This is a genomic window from Frondihabitans sp. PAMC 28766, assembly GCF_001577365.1.
In the GTDB taxonomy this organism is placed as follows: Bacteria; Actinomycetota; Actinomycetes; order Actinomycetales; family Microbacteriaceae; genus Frondihabitans.
Genome location: NZ_CP014513.1, coordinates 4,275,540 through 4,291,541 on the forward strand (window position 1 = coordinate 4,275,540; position 16,002 = coordinate 4,291,541).

Consider the following 16,002-nt stretch of genomic DNA (forward strand, 5'->3'; position numbering starts at 1 on the left):
AGCCTCCTATGAGCGGACGGAGAGTTCTCTCGAGCAGGCCTCGGCGGCGACCCAGGCGAGCATGCCGCACTTCACCCGCATGACGAACTTCGAGACTCCCTGGAAGACGACGGCGTCGCCGAGCAGGTCTTCGTCGGGCTCGTCGGCCCCGCGCGAGCGCATCATCGACCGGAAGGCGTCGACCCGCTCGCCCAGCTCGGCGAGCGTGAGGCCCGGGGCCATGTCGGCGAGCACCGAGGCCGAGGCCATCGAGATGCTGCAGCCGTCACCCTGCCAGGCCAACTCGGCGATCCTGTCGCTGTCGCCCTCGAGCCGGACTCGCACGGTGATTTCGTCGCCGCATGTCGGGTTCTTCTCGAAGTGCTCGGCGTCGAAGCCTTCCAGCGCGTGGTCGCCGGTGCGCGCCTTGGCGTGGTCGAGGATGACCTGCTGGTAGAGGCCGGCGAGCAAGTCGGCCATCAGCGCGCCCTCTCGACGCCGAAGTAGCCGCGCACCTCGGCGGTGGCGGCCAGGAACCGGTCGACCTCGTCGTCGGTCGTGTAGAGGTAGGTCGACGCGCGGGTGGTGGCTGTCACGCCGAGGCGGCGGTGCAGCGGCTGCGCGCAGTGGTGGCCGACTCGCACGGCGATGCCCTCGGCGTCCAAGAACTGCCCGACGTCGTGGGCGTGCACCCCGTCGACGTCGAAGCTGACGAGGCCCGAACGCGGTACGCCGAGCGGCGGCCCGACGGTGCGGATGCCCGGGATCGCCGCGAGGCCGGCGAGCATCTTCTGCGCGAGGCGCTCTTCGTGCTCTTGCACCCAGCCCAAGCCCGCCGCGTCGAGGTAGCGGATCGCCTCGGCGAGCGCCACGGTCTGCGAGACGGGCTGAGTGCCGGCCTCGAAGCGCTGCGGGGCGGGCAGGTACGTCGTCTCGTCCATCGACACGGTCGAGATCATCGAGCCGCCGGTGCGGAAGGGGGGCAGCGCGTCGAGCAGCTCGGGGCGGCCCCAGAGCACGCCGATGCCGGTCGGCCCGAGCATCTTGTGGCCCGAGAACGCGACGAAGTCGACGCCGAGCGCCTGCACGTCGATGGCGCGGTGCGGAGCCGACTGGCAGGCATCGAGCACGACGAGCGCTCCGACGCGGTGCCCGAGCTCTACCAGCTCGTCGACCGGCGCGACGAACCCGGTCACGTTCGAGACGTGGGCGAAAGCCAGGATCCGGGTGCGCGCGGTGATCACGGATGCCGCGTCGTCGACCGTCCAGGTGCCGTCGTCGCGAACGGGCACGTAGCGGAAGGTGGCCCCGGTGCGGAGGGCCAGCTCTTGCCAGGGGACGAGATTGGCGTGGTGCTCGGCCTCCGTGACGACGATCTCGTCGCCGGCCTCCAGCACCAGGCGTGCCGCAGCGGGGCCGCCGCGACCGAGGGTCGCGTTGCCGATGCCATAGGCGATGAGGTTGAGGGCGTCGGTGGCGTTCTCGGTCCAGACGACCTCGTCGGCGCTGCCTGCCCCGATGAAGCGTGCCACGGTCTCACGCGCGTCTTCGTAGGCTTCGGTGGCCAGGGCCGCGAGGGTGTGCGCGCCGCGGTGCACGGCGGCGTTCGTGGTCTCGAGGAAGGTGCGTTCGGCGTCGAGCACCTGCACCGGGCGTTGAGCGGTCGCCCCCGAATCGAGGTAGGCGAGCGGGTGGCCGTTCACCTCCTGCTGGAGCGACGGGAAGTCCGCCCGGAAGAGAGCGCTGCGAGAGTCGGTGCCGGTGATCACCTGTCAACGATCACACAGCTGGCTGGCTCATCGCTGTTTGTTTCGCTTCGGGCTGAGCGACCTACGCGGTGCGCGAAGGCACAGGCGCCGCCACGGTCGCGGGTCTCGCCGACCACGAGGCGGGTTCGAAGCGCTTCTTCAGCGTCATGAACGGCTTCTCGATCACGAAGTGGCTCGCGATGGCGGAAACGATCGCGATGCCGATCACGATGAACGTGCCCGTCAGGCCCGGGAAGAACGGCAGCAGGAGGCTCATGATCAGCACGTGCCAGAGGTAGAGCGAGTACGACACCTTCGCGCCGAACCAGGCGAGCGGCTTGAACGCCAGCACGGACGCGATGAGACTCGGCCGCGAGACGAGGCCGCCGACCATGAAGGTGGCGGCGATGCCGACGCTCGGAAGGATCACGCCGAAGAAGGGGGCGTGCTGGTTCCAGTCGGCCGACTTGATCGAGAACATCAGCGCGACGATGTACGCGGCGCCGACCCAGGTCGAGATCTGACCGAAGCGGCCCGAGAAGAGCCGGCGCGCCTTCTCGCTCGTCAGCGCGAGGGCCAGCACGCATCCGCTCAGCAGCGGCGCGATGTTGGCGACCGGGCTGAAGTAGATGTCGGCGGTGCCACCGGGGTTCGGCGTCGTGTACATCAGCCAGCCGAGGGCACAGGAGACAACGATCAGTGCGACGAGGCCCCATGCGATCACCTTGCGGCGGAAGCCCCAGGCGAGCAGGAAGACGAGAACGGGCGGCCACACGAGGTAGAACTGCTCTTCCATCGCGAGGCTCCAGCTCGGAGCGAAGATGCCCTGCGAGACGTGGCCGAATGCGCGGGCGAAGTTGCCCGTGTAGGTGAGGGCGATGAGCGCGGCACCTCCGGCCGAGAGGTTCTTGGTCGTGCCGTCTTCGCCGACGAGGAACCAGAGGGAGGCGCCGACCGCCACCACGGCGATCAAGGTGGGGTACAGCCGAAGGACGCGTCGCGCCCAGAAGCGTCCGAGCTTGATGGTGTTCGTGCGCGAGTGCTCTTTGAGCAGCAGCGACGTGATCAGGTAGCCCGAGAGCACGAAGAAGACGTTGACGCCGACGAAGCCGCCCTTGAAGTGCGGCACATGGAAGTGGTAGAGCACGACGCCCAGGATCGCCAGGGTGCGCACCCCGTCGAGAGGGAGCACGCGGCGGGTCGGAGCCGATTGGGCCTCACCGCCCCGGGAGGTCGAGGAGAGGGTCGTGGCGGCCGGCTGGGTCAGGGTCGTCGTTGCCATTCCGTTATACAACTCCCCTCACATTGGCGAAAGTGAAGCACTTCCTATGAGAAGTCTGTGGCCCCGCCCTGCCGCTCACTCCCAGTCAGCCAGGTTCTCGCGGAAGGTCGAGCCCGGACTGCTGCGGCGGATGAGCCCCGCGGCGCCGCAGTTCCGAGCTCAGCCCGTCGGTCACCTCAGCGAGGCTCCGGCGGGTCAGCTCGTTCTCGATCCTCTGGATCGTCTGTGTCAGATCGGCCGGGCCGGGGCGCCGGCGACGGTCGTGCCGGGCTCGACGTCGCGTGTGACCACCGAGTTCGCGCCCACTCGCGCGTCGTCCCCGACGGTGATGGCCCCCAGGATCGCGGCCCCGGCCCCGACCACCACGCCGTCGCCGAGGGTGGGGTGGCGCCGCCCCGCGAGGCCCACGCCGCGCCCGCCGAGCGTCACCCCGTGATAGATCAGCACGTCGTCGCCGATGACTGCTGTCTCGCCGATGACGACGCCCATGCCGTGGTCGATGAAGAGGCGCTGCCCGATCCGGGCGCCCGGGTGGATCTCGACCCCGGTCGCGCTGCGGGTCAGCTGCGAGAAGATGCGAGCGAGAAGACGGGAGCCGACGAACGGCTGCCGCCGCCAGAGCCGGCTGGTGACGCGGTACATCCAGACGGCGTGGAGCCCGGAGTAGACGAGGGCGATCTCGACCGACGAACGGGCCGCGGGATCCTGCCGCTGGGCGGTTCGGATGTCGTCGCGCAGTCGCGCCAGGAGTCGCACCGGACGATTCTAGAGGCGCGGGTCCGGGCCTCGGCGGTTCATGACGGCCAGCGACCCGCAGTGCACGGGCTAGAGGGTGGCGAAGGAGGCGATCTGCACGTCGAGGTCGACGATCAGCGAGAGCATGCGACCGTCTTTGAGGGTGCGGAACTCGTACTGGTGGTCGCCGATCTCCTGCGGCTCGGCCCACGCGAGGGCGAGGCGGCTGCGGTGGTCGAGACCGGAGTGGATCGCGAGCCAGCGGATGACGGCGGCGCGCTCGTCACGGACGGCGCGGGTGTGGAGTGCGCGGCGGCGGCTGACGAGGGCTGCCACGACGGTGAAGGCGACCGTGGCGAGGAAGACGACGAGCTTGAGGGCGCCGTCGAGCGGCAGAAGGGCCGAGATGATCATCGACTGCACGGCGACGAGCAGCAGAGTGGAGTCGATCATCGAGTAGCGACGCATCGGAAGACCACGGCCGTTGCCGCAGCGGAGGGTCTCGCAGGGCAGCTCGATGTCGCGGAGCGCGTCGGTGGCCGCTGCAGATGCGGCTGGATTGATGATTGTCACGATCAGGATCTCCCCTGGCCCGACCCTCGGGCACGTCTTCAATGGTGGCGGGACGTGCGCGAAGACGGGGAGCCCCCGTCCGGGGCGCCGTTACCCCAGTTCAGGGGCAGTTTAGCGCGTCTTGGGGGTGATCAGTGCGCGGACGCGCTATCGGGGTACGTCCGGGGGTCCTCGAATTCGAGGACACCGCGAGCTGCAGCCTCCGCGAGTGCCGCGTGCACGGTCTCGACGTGCGCCTCGGGAGGGACGTCGAGGGCCCATAGGGCCGGGAAGCTCGTGGGCACCACGTCGGCGCCCAGCTGGCGGAGGCGCTCGACGACAGGCCGAACCGGCTCATCGCCTTCGAGCGTGATGAAGCGGAAGGTCGCGTGCCCGCCGCGCCGCGTCCTGCCCTCGAACCGCAGGATGCCGTCGGGGCCGGGCGAGGTCAGTGCCGTGTCGCCCCGAGACAGGTCGAGCGCGAAGACGGGGATGCTCTCGACGACCGCCGTGTCGCCCTCCTCACGCCAGGAGTCGAGAGTCTCGACGGCCACCGGCGGCCAGCCGTCGACGACCTCGAGAGGAACGTCGATGCGGACGGATTCGGCCATGACTCGAGAGTAGCGCCGAGGTCGCTTTGATACCGTCCCCGTATGCCGACTCCTGATTTCGTCCTCGACCTCCGCGAGAAGATCGGGCACGACCCCCTCTGGCTGTCGGGCGTCACGGCCGTGGTGATCCGCGGCGACGAGGTGCTGCTCGTCAAGCGCTCGGACACCGGGGCGTGGACCCCGGTGACAGGAGTCATCGACCCCGGAGAGCAGCCTGCCGTGGCGGGCGCCCGTGAGGTGCTCGAAGAGGCCGACATCGTCGCCGTGCCCTCAAGGCTCGCCGCGATCGGCGTGACGGCGCCCGTCACCTACGGCAACGGCGACGTCTCGCAGTACCTCGACCTCACCTTCCGTTTCGACTACGTCTCCGGCGAGCCCTTCCCGGCCGACGGCGAGAACACCGAGGCCGCCTGGTTCGCCCTCGACGCACTGCCAGAGATGTCGGCCGAGATGACGACGCGCCTCGCGAACGCTCTGGCCGAGGGGCCCGCGGCGCGCTTCGAGTTCTGACAGACCCGCGCGGGCCGCTCAGCCCCGCACGTCGTGCAGGTGATGCACCGGGTCGTGGGCGAAATAGCGGGCGAGCGACTCGACCGTGAAGGCGCTGCCGTCCGAGCGGAGGCCTGTGCGCCCGAGTCGGTCGGGGTCGACCGCCGCGAAGGCGTCGGCCACGGCCGTGCCCGCCTGGAGGATCTCGAGGGCGACCGTCTCGGCGTCCTGCGCCGCGTAGTCGTCGTCGATCGCCGTCGCATCCTGATCCCAGTCGGGGAAGGTCGGGGCGACCTGCGTCAGCATCAGATCGAGGCGGCCTGCGAAGACACGGAAGACGTCGCGCACGTGGGCGCCGTATTCGAGCGGCGACCACGTGTCGTCGTCGGGCCGCTCTCGGGCGTCCGGCTGCGCCAGGCGATGAGGCCAGCGGGCGGCGTTGGCGCGGACGAGAGCGGGGACGTCGGCGAATGCGACCGCGGAGGCGTCGAAACCGCAGTCGACACACGGCTTCTCGAGCACCCAGGTCCAGTTCTTCGTGTCGGGGACGATAGGCATGCTGCGAGGCTAGAGCCCGAGCCGCGCGGCCGCCGCCCGCCCCACTGCCAGAGAGCCTCCCGAAACCGCCAACCCCGTGCCGCTCGGGGCGCTAGCGTGGTGTGGTGAAGTCGAAGCCGAAGCGGGGGGCCAAAGCCCTCGAACCCGTCGACCCCGCGCTCGTCGAGGGCCCGGTCGCCGACGGCCTCCTCATCGCACGCTCCGCCGCCTCGATCGCCGTCGCGAACCGCATCATCGTGCGCGCCCTGCGCGAGAACCGCGACTTCGACCGCGGCGAGACGCAGGACGCCGCCCGCGACGAGCTGGGCAACCTCATCGCCGAGCAGCAGGAGCTGGCCGAGCGGATGGCCGAGACCCGCACCAAGGCCTCGAAGAGCCGCGGGCGCTCGCGCCACCAGTTCGACTACCGCCGCGAAGACGAGCAGCCGCTCGCGCAGCGAGAAGCCATCTACCGCGAGATCGCCACCCGCCTGGCCGCTCTCCGAGACGACGACGGCTACATCGACGACATCGCGATGGGGGCGCGCGACCGCGCGTGGAACGACATCGGCGCCACCATCGTGAACCGAGTCGCAGCAGCGACCGTCGTGCCCGACCGCACGTACGACGAGCACCGCGACGAACGCCTCCGCGAGCTGCTCGACATCGACTTCCGCGCTCTGGCCGAAGCCGACCGCGCAAAGTAGTCCGGGTCGGGAATAGGGCAGCCGCACCGGGGCTTGACCCCACTGGTCGTCCAGCGTTGCACGCCCCGTGTTCCCTCCCGCTTCACATCGTCAGGACGCAATGACCTCCACGACCTCAGCATCTCCCGCGACCGGCTCCCTGCCGGCACGCGCGGCTCCGCTCCCCGCGACCACAAGTGGCTCGTCCTCGCCGTCGTCGGCCTGGCCCAGCTGATGGTGGTGCTCGACGGCACCATCGTCAACATCGCTCTGCCAGCGCGCAGGCCGACCTCGGCTTCACCAACGACAACCGCCAGTGGGTCGTCACGGCCTACTCGCTCGCCTTCGGCAGCCTGCTGCTGCTCGGCGGCCGCCTCTCGGACATCTTCGGTCGTAAGAACACCTTCATCATCGGGCTGATCGGCTTCGCCGTCGTCTCCGCCATCGGCGGTGCCTCGCAGTCGTTCGGCATGCTCGTGACCGCGCGCGCCTTTCAGGGAGCCTTCGGCGCCCTCCTCGCCCCGGCCGCCCTCGGTATCCTGACGACCACGTTCTCGACACCGAAAGATCGAAGCAAGGCGTTCGCCATCTTCGGCACCATCGCGGGCTCCGGCGCCGCGGTCGGCCTGCTGCTCGGCGGCGTCCTCACCGAGTACACCTCGTGGCGCTTCTGCCTCTTCGTGAACGTCGTCTTCGCCGTGGTCGCCCTCGTCGGCGCCCTCGTCTTCCTCAAGGCGAAAGCCGTCGGCGGAGTCCAGCACCACGTCGACATCCCCGGAACCATCACCGTGACCGCCGGGCTCGTCGGCATCGTCTACGGCTTCTCGAACGCCGAGACCAACAGCTGGACCGACCCGATCACGATCATCTGCCTCGCCGCCGGCGTCGTCCTGCTCGCCGTGTTCGTCGTGCTGCAGACGCGGGTGGCACACCCGCTGCTGCCCATGCGCGTCATCCTCAACCGCGACCGCGGCGGGTCCTACCTGGTCATCGCCCTGGCCGGCATCGGCATCTTCGGCGTCTTCCTCTTCCTCACGTACTACCTCGAGCTCACCCTCGGGTACTCGTCGCTGAAGACGGGCATCGCGTTCCTGCCGCTGCCGCTGTCGATCATGCTCTCGTCGAACGTGTTCGGCAGCCGCCTGCTGCCCCGCGTCGGCCCCCGCATCCTGATCGTCATCGGCGCACTGCTCGGTGCCGTCGGCCTCGCCTGGCTCAGCCAGATCGCGCTCGACTCGCTCTATGCGACGGCGGTGCTGCCCGGCCTCATCCTGATGGGCCTCGGCATGGGCCTCATCTTCTCGTCGGCGATCAACACGGCCACCTCGGGTGTCGCCCGCGAAGACGCCGGAGTCGCCTCCGCGACGGTCAACACGATGCAGCAGATCGGCGGGTCGATCGGCACCGCGCTGCTCTCGACGTTGTCGGCCAGCGCGGTGACGGCGTACATCACCTCGCACGGCACGACCAAGCTCGACCAGGCCAACGCTGTGCTCTCGGGCTACCACCTCGCGTTCTACGTCTCGACCGGCGTCTTCGTGGTCATCGCGATCGCCGGCGGCACGATCATCGACCGCCACTCGGTGCGCCTGCGCAAGATGGCCGCGGCCAAAAACCTGACGGGTGCCGTCACCGGCCCGATCGAGGTTCCGGCGGGCGCGCACTGATCGACTAGGGCTTCAGAGGCCGTGAGACCTCAGAGAGTGCCGCTCCGGCCCGCCGGAAACCGCGTTCTCTGAGGTCTCGCTCGTCTGGGTCCCACTCGTCTGGGTCTCACTCGTGGCGGGTCTCACGCGTGGCAGGTCTCACGCGTGGCGGGTCTCACGCGTCCGGCGCGGTGAGCAAGCCGTCGAGCAGGGCGGCAAGGTACGCGTCGGGGGCCGTGGTGCCGCTGACACGGACGGCGTAGGCCGCACCGCAGACGAGGGCCATGGCATCCTGGGCCCCAGCGGCGAACGGATGTGCGACGAGGCTCCTACCCGGTCGAGCAGCACGGCGAACGCGTCGATGAGATCGCGGCGCCTCGCCTTCGTGGTGTCGAGCGCAGGATCCGACGTGGTCGCCACACGCGCGAAAGCCACGTCGTCGACGTACACGCGCATCGCGACCGCCAGGAAGCCGCGCAGGGCCCCGGCCGCGTCGGCCTCCCCCGCCGCGTCCGTGGCACGCTGCGTCAGGTCGTCGAACCGCCCTTCGACGAGTGTCTCGACGAGAGCCTCGGTCGTCGGGAAGTGCCGGTACACCGTGCCCACTCCCACGTCGGCCCGCCGCGCGACGGCGTTCAACTGCAGCGGGAGGCCCTCGTCGGCAAGCGACCGGGCAGCGGCGAGAATGCCGTCGCGATTGCGGGCGGCATCTCGGCGGAGCGGGGCGGGCGTCATGGCGACATCCTATTGTGTGCGGATCAGTCATCCGATCGGATACTCCATCCGTTTAGATGTTATGGTCGGATCATGACCTCGAAGCGCACGATCGACGCCGCCGGCAAGCGCCGCACCTACCGCCTGACCCTGCCGCCCGATGCGACACCGAGCGCCGGTGCGTCGCTGCTGTTGCTGTTCCACGGCTCGAACCAGACGGCCGCCTCACTCGAGACGTTCACAGGAGGCACGCTCGAGGGGCTCGCTGCCGCGGACGGCGTTGTCGTCGCCTCCCTCGACGGCTACAAGCGCAACTGGAACGACGCGCGCGAGCACTCGACCTTCCCCGCACGACTCGAGGGTTACGACGACGTCGCTTTCGCCGTGGCGGTCATCGACGAGCTCGCCGCCGACTACGCGATCGACACGTCACGCGTGTTCGCTGCCGGCTTCTCGAACGGCGGCGCTCTGGCCATCCGTCTGGCGCACGAGATCCCCGATCGGCTCGCGGGTGTCGGCATCCTGTCGGCCACCATGCCGGTCGCCCACAACTTCGCCGTCTCGCGCGACCTCGAACTGCCCCTGCCCGTGATCCAGTTCCACGGCACGCACGACCGCCTCGTGCCGTACAGCGGCGGAATGGCCTCGCTCTGGGGCCTGAAGCCGCGCGGGCTGGGAGTGTCGGCGCGTGACACAGCGGCCTACTTCGCCGGCCGCAACGGAATCTCGACACCGCCGGTCGAGACTGCGGCGACGACGGGCAGGCCGCAGGTGACGCGGCTCGACTACTCCGCGCCCGGCCACGCGCCCGTGCGGCTCGTCACCGTCGAGGGCGGCGGCCACACGATCCCCGGGCCGAAGCGGGCGCCGCGCATCATGGGCGCAACGGTCACCTCCTTCAGCGCCGCCGACGAGCTCGCCGCCTTCTTCGGCCTGCGCTGAGCCTGAGCCCGCGGGGGCGGCCCCACCCCCCGCGCATCAGCCCCGTTGGCGAAACCGGAAATTGCGCGAGCTGCTGCTGCACCCCCTCGCGCCGAGCTCGTGACGGGCGCGGATCTCCGGTTCTACGAACGGGGGCCGGGCCGTGCTCGCCCCGCGGCGTGGCAGAGGGCGCTGTCCCTGCCGTGCGGCGCCAGCGGGCCACCCCCGTCGGCACAACAGGAGTCTCCGCAGCGGGCGGTCGCAGAACCGGCTCGCCCGGCCGCCAGGGCAGCAGAACTCCGGTTTCACCAACCAGGCCGCACCGCCGAGGCCCGGCCGACGCCCGACAGGCAGGCAAGTGGGCGGGCAAGCGGGCAGGCAGGCAGGCGGACGCGCGCGCCCCGGCAGAAGAAGGGCGGCCCGCCCGGAGCCGTTGCAGGGGCTCCGGGCGAACCGCCCCGGTCTGTAGCTGTGCCGAAGACCTACGCCTGGGGCGACCCGAGGCGGCCGCGGTGACGGGCGACTCCGACGACACGGGGGCGTCGGCAGGAGCCGGCGAGCGCGCCCCTTTCTTCGATCCGACCTCGACCCCGTGGAACTCGGCCAGGATCGACACGGTGCTCTCGATCTCGGCGTCGCGCTCGGCGTCCGACCACCCGAGGGGAGCCTCGAGGATGCCGGCCAGCTCACTGAGCAGCTCGAGGGTGACGCCGCCGACGAACGCGAGGTTCGTGCGACGAAGCACGACGTCGATCAAGTGCACGGCGTCTTCGTGCTCGGCGAAATAGGCGATCTCGGCGGCCGTGAAGTCGCTGTCGGCGGCCAGAGGCTCGGACGGCTGGTCGATGAGGGTCTGGATGACCTCGTCGGCACGGGTGCCGTAGCGGGACAGGAGGCGGTCGACCTGGTCGCGGTCGAGCCCGTTGAGGTGCTCGGTGATCCACTTGGCACGGTCGCCCGGAAGCGTCGGGAAGTCCTTGCCGCCGCCGATCGGCATGCCTGCCGTGTCGATGGTGCGGGCGACGCCGAGGCGCGTGGTGGCCTCGGTCGAGAGGTGCGTCGAGAGCGCGCGGAAAGTCGTCCACTTGCCGCCGACGAGCGACAGCACCTTGGACTTCGGCAGGGCCGCGACAGAAGTCTCGACGATGCGGTAGTCGCGCGACACGAAGCCGGCGGCGAGGTCGTCGTGCTTCGGCAGCGGGCGCACGCCCGAGTAGCGGTACACGATGTCGTCGCGCGTGATCGAGATCGACGGGAAGACGTGCTTGACCAGATCGAAGAAGTAGTCGACCTCTTCTTCGGTGCAGATCGCCGACTTCGACATGTCGGCCTCGAGGTCGGTGGTGCCGATCAGCACGCGACCCTTCAGGGGGTAGATCAGGACGATGCGACCGTCGTTGTTCTCGAAGAACAGCTCGCGGCCATTGGTGGCCTTGAGGAGGCCCGGGTGGTCGACCACGATGTGCGAGCCCTTGGTGCCGCCCATGTACTGCGACTCGGCCCCGAAGGCCTTGTTGGTGAGGTCGGTCCAGGGCCCGGAGGCGTTGATCACGACATCGGCCTCGATGACGAACTCGGTGCCCGAGACGACGTCCTTGACGAGCACGCCGCCGTCTTTCGTGCCGACGGCCTCGACGTAGTTCGCGCTGCGGGCGAACTGCCCGGCGCCGCCGCGGTTGCCGGCGGCGAGGCCGTCCTTCAGCACGTCGAGCGCGAGGCGCTCGGGCTCGTGCACGGAGGCGTCGTAGTAGGTGCCGGTGTACTTGAGGTTCTTGTTGAGCGCCGGCATGTCACGCAGCGCCGCCTTGCGGAGGCGGAAGACGTGCTTCGGCACGGTGCCGCCGTCGCGCGAGAAGGAGTCGTAGAGGGTCATGCCGATCTGGATCAGCAGAGCACCGCGCTCTTTGGTGGAGCGCTGCTTGTGCGTGAGCATGCGCAGGGGCGCGTTCATGATGCCCGAGAACGTCGAGAAGATCGGCATCGTCGTCTGCAGCGGCTTGACGTAGTGGGGTGCGATCTTCAGCAGGCCGTTGCGCTCTTCGACCGATTCGCGGACGAGGCGGAACTCGCCGTTCTCGAGGTAGCGGATGCCGCCGTGGATCATGTGCGACGAGGCGGCCGACGCGCCGGAGGCGTAGTCGTTGCGCTCGACAAGGATGACGTCGACCCCCTGGAGTGCGAGGTCGCGGAAGGTGGCGATGCCGTTGATGCCACCGCCGATGACGAGCACCTGGGCCTTGGGGCGCTCCTTGATGCGGGAGACGTTGGCGCGGAGAGTGCTGGCGGATTCGCTGCTTGTCTTCTTCGACGGAGTCACTGGCTTGTCGCTTTCACTGTCGTGACCGGCGTTGCGATCGAGCCGGTCGAGGATCTCGAGTCGACGATCGACGCCGACAGGTCGACGTAAGCCGCCGATGTGTCCATAATTGACCTGCACAGGCAGACGGTCAAGGCGTCTGCACATATGTGCACGGTGCCTTCGCAGCGTGCATCCACGAAAGGTTCGATCAATGACGTTCGAGACGCAGGCCAGCGACAAGACACAGGACGCCCTCAGGGCCTCCCACCTCTATTACCTGCAGGATCTCACGATGGAGGCGATCGCGCGCGAGCTCGGCACCTCGCGCTCGAGCGTCAGCCGACTGCTGAGCTACGCCCGAGAAAGCGGCCTCGTCGACATCCAGATCAAGTCGCCCCTCGACCAGGCAACGGTGACCAGCGAGGCCCTGCACCGGCGCTGGGGCATCACGGCGCACGTCGTACCGGTGCCCGACCAGACGACCGACGTCGACCGCCTCGACCGCGTCGCCCTCTCGGCTGCACGGATTCTCACCCAGTTCGTCGACTCCAACATGGTGATCGGCGTCGCCTGGGGCTCCACCGTCAGCGCGATCAGCCGCTACCTCGTGCCGAAGGCGACGCACGGGTCGACCATCGTGCAGCTGAACGGCGCGGCCAACACCCGCACGACCGGCATCGTCTACGCGAGCGAGATCCTCCGAAGGTTCGGCGACGCGTACGGCGCGACCGTGCAGCAGTTCCCGGTGCCGGCGTTCTTCGACGACCCCGACACGAAGCTGGCACTCTGGCGCGAGCGCAGCACGAAGCGCGTGCTGGAGTTTCAAGAGAGCATGGACGTCGTCCTCTTCGGAGTGGGAGCCGCGAACGCTCTCGTGCCGAGCCACGTCTACTCCGGGGGCTACCTCGAGCGTGCCGATCACGAGAGCCTGATCAGCGAGGGCGTCGTCGGCGACGTCGCAACGGTCTTCTTCCGCGCCGACGGCTCGTCGACCGACATCACGCTCAACAAGCGCGCAAGCGGCCCCGATCTCGCCACTGTCCGCCGGGCGCCGCGGCGGGTGTGCGTCGTCGCCGGGGTCGGCAAAGCGGAGGGCCTCATGGGGCTCTCGCAGCGGGGCTCGTCACCGACCTGATCCTCGACGAGAGCTGCGCCCGAGCGCTCCTCGAATCCTGACGCCCTGGCCGTCGGCCGAAGAGCGAGAACCGAGAACCGAGAACCGAGAGCAGGGCGGCGACAGCGCGGGCGGCTAGAGTGTGCCGCCCATCGGGTCGCGGGCGGCGTCGTCTTCGAGCGCCTCGCCGCCCAGCGGCTCGCCCTGCCACGCGACCACCCGCCAGCCCGACGTCGGCGACCCGTCGAGGTCGACGACGCCGGTGTTGTCGAGGTGGTGCGCGCCTGCGAAGTCCGGGCCGAGATTGCTCGCCCGGCCGCCCAGCCAGACCCGGATTGCACCCGCGTGCGACACGACGCCCACCGTCGAGTCGAGCCCGTGCCGCTCGGCGATCGCCGCGATCGCACCGTCGAACCGAGCGAGGAAGTGGTGCCCGTCGTGCGCGCCGGGGATCGTCGCCGACAGGTCGCCCTCGCCCCAGCGCCGGATGGGCGCGATGTAGTCGCGGAACGCCTGGGGGTCGGTGCTGTCTTCGAAATCGCCCGCCTCGATCTCGTGGACTCCGTCGATGACGACGGCGTCGAGACCGTGCGCCCGTGCCAGTGGCTCGGCGGTGATCGCGGTGCGCTGGAGGGTGGAGACGTAGAGGCCGTCGAGCGGCACGTCGGCCAGAGTCTCGGCGAGAGCCGACGCCTGCGAGCGTCCGAGCTCGGTGATGCCGGGGCCGGGAGGGCTGGTCGACAGAGCTCCGGCGACGTTGGCGGGGGTCTCGGCGTGACGGATGAGGAGGAGGCGCACGCCGTCAGAGTATCGCTCCGACCCGAGCATCAACTTGCATGCAATGATGCATGCAAGCTACCGTGAGCGAGTGACAGTTCTTGACGTCCCCGCCGCCGAGCGGGCCTACAGTGACACCAAACTGCGCATCCTCCGCGGCGATCTGCCGGGCGGCTCGTCGCTCAGCGAGATCGCGGTGTGCGGCGAGCTCGGCCTCAGCCGGACGCCCGTCCACGAGGCCTTCCTGCGGCTCGCCTCCGAAGAGCTGCTGACGCTCGAGTCGCGCAAGGGCGCCGTCGTCCGACCGATGTCGCCGAGCGAAGCCGACGACGTGGTCGAGATGCGCGAGGCCGTCGAGGCGACTGCCGCGCGTCGAGTAATCAGGAGTTCGGCGGGCTCCGCGCTCGTCGCGAGCCTGAGCGAGCTGCTGGCCCGCCAAGAATCCTGTCTTGCCGACGGCGACGTCGACGGGTTCGTCGAGGCCGACGACGCCTTCCACCACGCGGTCGTCGAAGCGTCGCAGAACCCGATCGCCCTGCACTTCAGCCGCCTGATCCACGACCGCGCCCAGCGCCTGCGCTACCGCTTCATGCGCATCCGCCCCGAGCACCTCGCGCAGTCGCTCGCCGACCACCGCGCCCTCGCCGAGGCGATCGCGGCCGGAGACGAGGCCGCCTACGCCGCGACCCTCGCCCGCCACGTCGACATGCTGCGAGGCATCCTGTGAGCGTCGAAACCGGCTCGATCCGCACGCCGACGCCGACGGCGACACCCAGGTCGCAGGATGCCACCGCCTCCGCCGCGAGCACCCGCGGCCCCCTCCCCCGCTGGGCCCTGGTCTGGGGCGCCGTGTTCGTCATGTCGTGGGGCGGCAACCAGTTCAGCCCGCTGCTGTTGATGTACGAGAACCGCGACCACTACTCGTCGGTGCTCGTCAACGCCTTCCTCGGCGTCTACGTGCTGGGGCTGGCGCCCGCCCTGCTCGTCGCCGGGTCGCTCTCCGACCGGCACGGCCGCAGGAAGGTCATGATCGCGGGGCTCGTGTCGGCCGTGGTCGGCAGCGGTCTGCTGGCGTTCGGCGGCCTCGGCCCCGAGTTCCTCCTCGTCGGGCGCCTCTTCTCGGGGTCACCGTGGGGATCGCGATGGCGGTGGGCAACAGCTGGATCAAAGAGCTGTCGCAGTCGCCGTACGACCGGGGCGCCGACCGCGGGTCTGGCGCGCGGCGGGCGTCGCTCGCGTTCACGGTGGGCTCCGGGCTGGGCGCGCTCGTGGCCGGGCTGATCGCCGAGTGGGGGCCGATCCCCGAGATCCTGCCGTTCGTCATCCACATCGCGGTGACGCTGCCGTTCTTCGTCGTCGTGCTGCGCGCGCCCGAGACGCGATCGGCCGCCGTGATGGCAGCGGCTCGCACGGCCGGCCCGTGGTGGCGACAGCTGCGCGTCCCCTCGGCGACGCACCGCCGCTTCATCCGCGTCGTGATGATCTCGTGCCCGTGGATCTTCGCGGGCGCGGCCATCGGCTACGGGTTCTTGCCGACCCAGCTGCGCGGGGCCACCGGCTCGTGGGGGCTCGTCTTCGCCACCGCCGGCACCGTCGTGGCCCTCGGCGTCTCGTCGGTGATCCAGCTGCTCGCCCGCCGCGTCCACTCGGCGACCAGCTCCCGGGGCATGGCTTCGACGGTGCTGATCATCGCCGCCGGAATCGCTCTGGTGATCGTCTCGATCGAGTCGCAGTCGATCTGGATCGGCCTCGTCGCCAACGCCGTGATCGGCTTCGGCATGGGCATCGGGCTGGTGTCGGGCCTCCTCGAGGTGCAGACGATCGCCGGGCCCGAGGGCCTCGCGGGGCTCACCGGGGTCTTCTACGCGGTCGCGTACGCCGGTTTCCTGCTGCCCGCGATCATCGCCGCCCT

Annotated in this window: 15 protein-coding genes and 2 pseudogenes; 7 read left to right on the forward strand and 10 right to left on the reverse strand. The window is 69.8% G+C overall.

The window, feature by feature from the left end; genetic code table 11:
• Nucleotides 1-6 precede the first annotated feature (6 nt).
• From sufU to AX769_RS20395, 6 genes are all read right to left on the reverse strand, one after another.
• Nucleotides 7-459, reverse strand: a complete 453-nt coding sequence (gene sufU / locus AX769_RS20370) for a Fe-S cluster assembly sulfur transfer protein SufU (protein ID WP_066282797.1) — start codon at nucleotides 457-459, stop codon at nucleotides 7-9.
• Nucleotides 459-1,748, reverse strand: coding sequence for an aminotransferase class V-fold PLP-dependent enzyme (locus tag AX769_RS20375; RefSeq protein WP_082763971.1), 1,290 nt, complete (start codon nucleotides 1,746-1,748; stop codon nucleotides 459-461). Before AX769_RS20375 ends, sufU begins: the two co-directional genes overlap by 1 nt.
• 61 nt (nucleotides 1,749-1,809) lie before the next feature.
• A complete protein-coding gene (locus AX769_RS20380) occupies nucleotides 1,810-3,009 on the reverse strand; it encodes an acyltransferase (protein ID WP_066282803.1) in 1,200 nt (399 codons plus the stop codon).
• A 228-nt stretch (nucleotides 3,010-3,237) separates the two neighbouring features.
• On the reverse strand, nucleotides 3,238-3,765 hold the full coding sequence (gene cysE / locus AX769_RS20385; RefSeq protein WP_066282805.1) for a serine O-acetyltransferase: 528 nt from the start codon (nucleotides 3,763-3,765) through the stop codon (nucleotides 3,238-3,240).
• A gap of 69 nt (nucleotides 3,766-3,834) precedes the next feature.
• Nucleotides 3,835-4,317, reverse strand: a complete 483-nt coding sequence (locus AX769_RS20390; RefSeq protein WP_066282808.1) for a hypothetical protein — start codon at nucleotides 4,315-4,317, stop codon at nucleotides 3,835-3,837.
• A 131-nt stretch (nucleotides 4,318-4,448) separates the two neighbouring features.
• Entirely contained in the window at nucleotides 4,449-4,907 is a 459-nt protein-coding gene (locus tag AX769_RS20395) for a DUF4265 domain-containing protein (RefSeq protein ID WP_066282810.1), read from the reverse strand.
• A 42-nt stretch (nucleotides 4,908-4,949) separates the two neighbouring features.
• Between AX769_RS20395 and AX769_RS20400 the strand changes: the two genes are divergently transcribed.
• Nucleotides 4,950-5,417, forward strand: a complete 468-nt coding sequence (locus AX769_RS20400) for an NUDIX domain-containing protein (protein ID WP_066282812.1) — start codon at nucleotides 4,950-4,952, stop codon at nucleotides 5,415-5,417.
• A gap of 18 nt (nucleotides 5,418-5,435) precedes the next feature.
• On the opposite strand, the gene AX769_RS20405 is transcribed toward AX769_RS20400, so the two are convergent.
• Nucleotides 5,436-5,954, reverse strand: coding sequence for a DinB family protein (locus AX769_RS20405; RefSeq protein WP_066282815.1), 519 nt, complete (start codon nucleotides 5,952-5,954; stop codon nucleotides 5,436-5,438).
• Between the two features lie 104 nt (nucleotides 5,955-6,058).
• Between AX769_RS20405 and AX769_RS20410 the strand changes: the two genes are divergently transcribed.
• Together AX769_RS20410 and AX769_RS20415 are read left to right on the forward strand one after the other, a co-directional pair.
• The gene (locus AX769_RS20410) at nucleotides 6,059-6,640 is read left to right on the forward strand and encodes a hypothetical protein (protein WP_157887752.1); all 582 of its coding nucleotides are present in this window, start codon (nucleotides 6,059-6,061) and stop codon (nucleotides 6,638-6,640) included.
• 176 nt (nucleotides 6,641-6,816) lie between these two features.
• The gene (locus AX769_RS20415) at nucleotides 6,817-8,286 is read left to right on the forward strand and encodes an MFS transporter (RefSeq protein ID WP_204249264.1); all 1,470 of its coding nucleotides are present in this window, start codon (nucleotides 6,817-6,819) and stop codon (nucleotides 8,284-8,286) included.
• 138 nt (nucleotides 8,287-8,424) lie between these two features.
• Here the strand turns inward: AX769_RS20415 and AX769_RS20420 are convergent, their stop codons facing one another.
• Nucleotides 8,425-9,000, reverse strand: a complete 576-nt coding sequence (locus AX769_RS20420; RefSeq protein WP_066282820.1) for a TetR/AcrR family transcriptional regulator — start codon at nucleotides 8,998-9,000, stop codon at nucleotides 8,425-8,427.
• Nucleotides 9,001-9,072: 72 nt separating this feature from the next.
• On the opposite strand from AX769_RS20420, the gene AX769_RS20425 reads away from it, so the two are divergent.
• Nucleotides 9,073-9,921 carry a PHB depolymerase family esterase gene (locus AX769_RS20425; RefSeq protein WP_066282822.1) on the forward strand — a complete coding sequence of 283 codons (849 nt, stop codon included), beginning with the start codon at nucleotides 9,073-9,075 and terminating at the stop codon, nucleotides 9,919-9,921.
• Between the two features lie 541 nt (nucleotides 9,922-10,462).
• Here the strand turns inward: AX769_RS20425 and AX769_RS20430 are convergent.
• A pseudogene (locus AX769_RS20430) lies at nucleotides 10,463-12,217 on the reverse strand (FAD-dependent oxidoreductase); the annotation flags it as partial.
• A 193-nt stretch (nucleotides 12,218-12,410) separates the two neighbouring features.
• Between AX769_RS20430 and AX769_RS20435 the strand changes: the two are divergent.
• Nucleotides 12,411-13,375: pseudogene (locus AX769_RS20435) on the forward strand (sugar-binding transcriptional regulator).
• A gap of 73 nt (nucleotides 13,376-13,448) precedes the next feature.
• On the opposite strand, the gene AX769_RS20440 reads toward AX769_RS20435, so the two are convergent.
• Nucleotides 13,449-14,111, reverse strand: a complete 663-nt coding sequence (locus tag AX769_RS20440; protein WP_066284120.1) for a histidine phosphatase family protein — start codon at nucleotides 14,109-14,111, stop codon at nucleotides 13,449-13,451.
• A 70-nt stretch (nucleotides 14,112-14,181) separates the two neighbouring features.
• On the opposite strand from AX769_RS20440, the gene AX769_RS20445 reads away from it, so the two are divergent.
• Together AX769_RS20445 and AX769_RS24875 are read left to right on the forward strand one after the other, a co-directional pair.
• A complete protein-coding gene (locus tag AX769_RS20445; protein WP_204249266.1) occupies nucleotides 14,182-14,817 on the forward strand; it encodes a GntR family transcriptional regulator in 636 nt (211 codons plus the stop codon).
• The gene (locus AX769_RS24875) at nucleotides 14,814-15,371 is read left to right on the forward strand and encodes an MFS transporter (protein WP_204249268.1); all 558 of its coding nucleotides are present in this window, start codon (nucleotides 14,814-14,816) and stop codon (nucleotides 15,369-15,371) included. The genes AX769_RS20445 and AX769_RS24875 overlap by 4 nt, the downstream gene beginning before the upstream one ends.
• The last annotated feature ends 631 nt before the right edge of the window (nucleotides 15,372-16,002 follow it).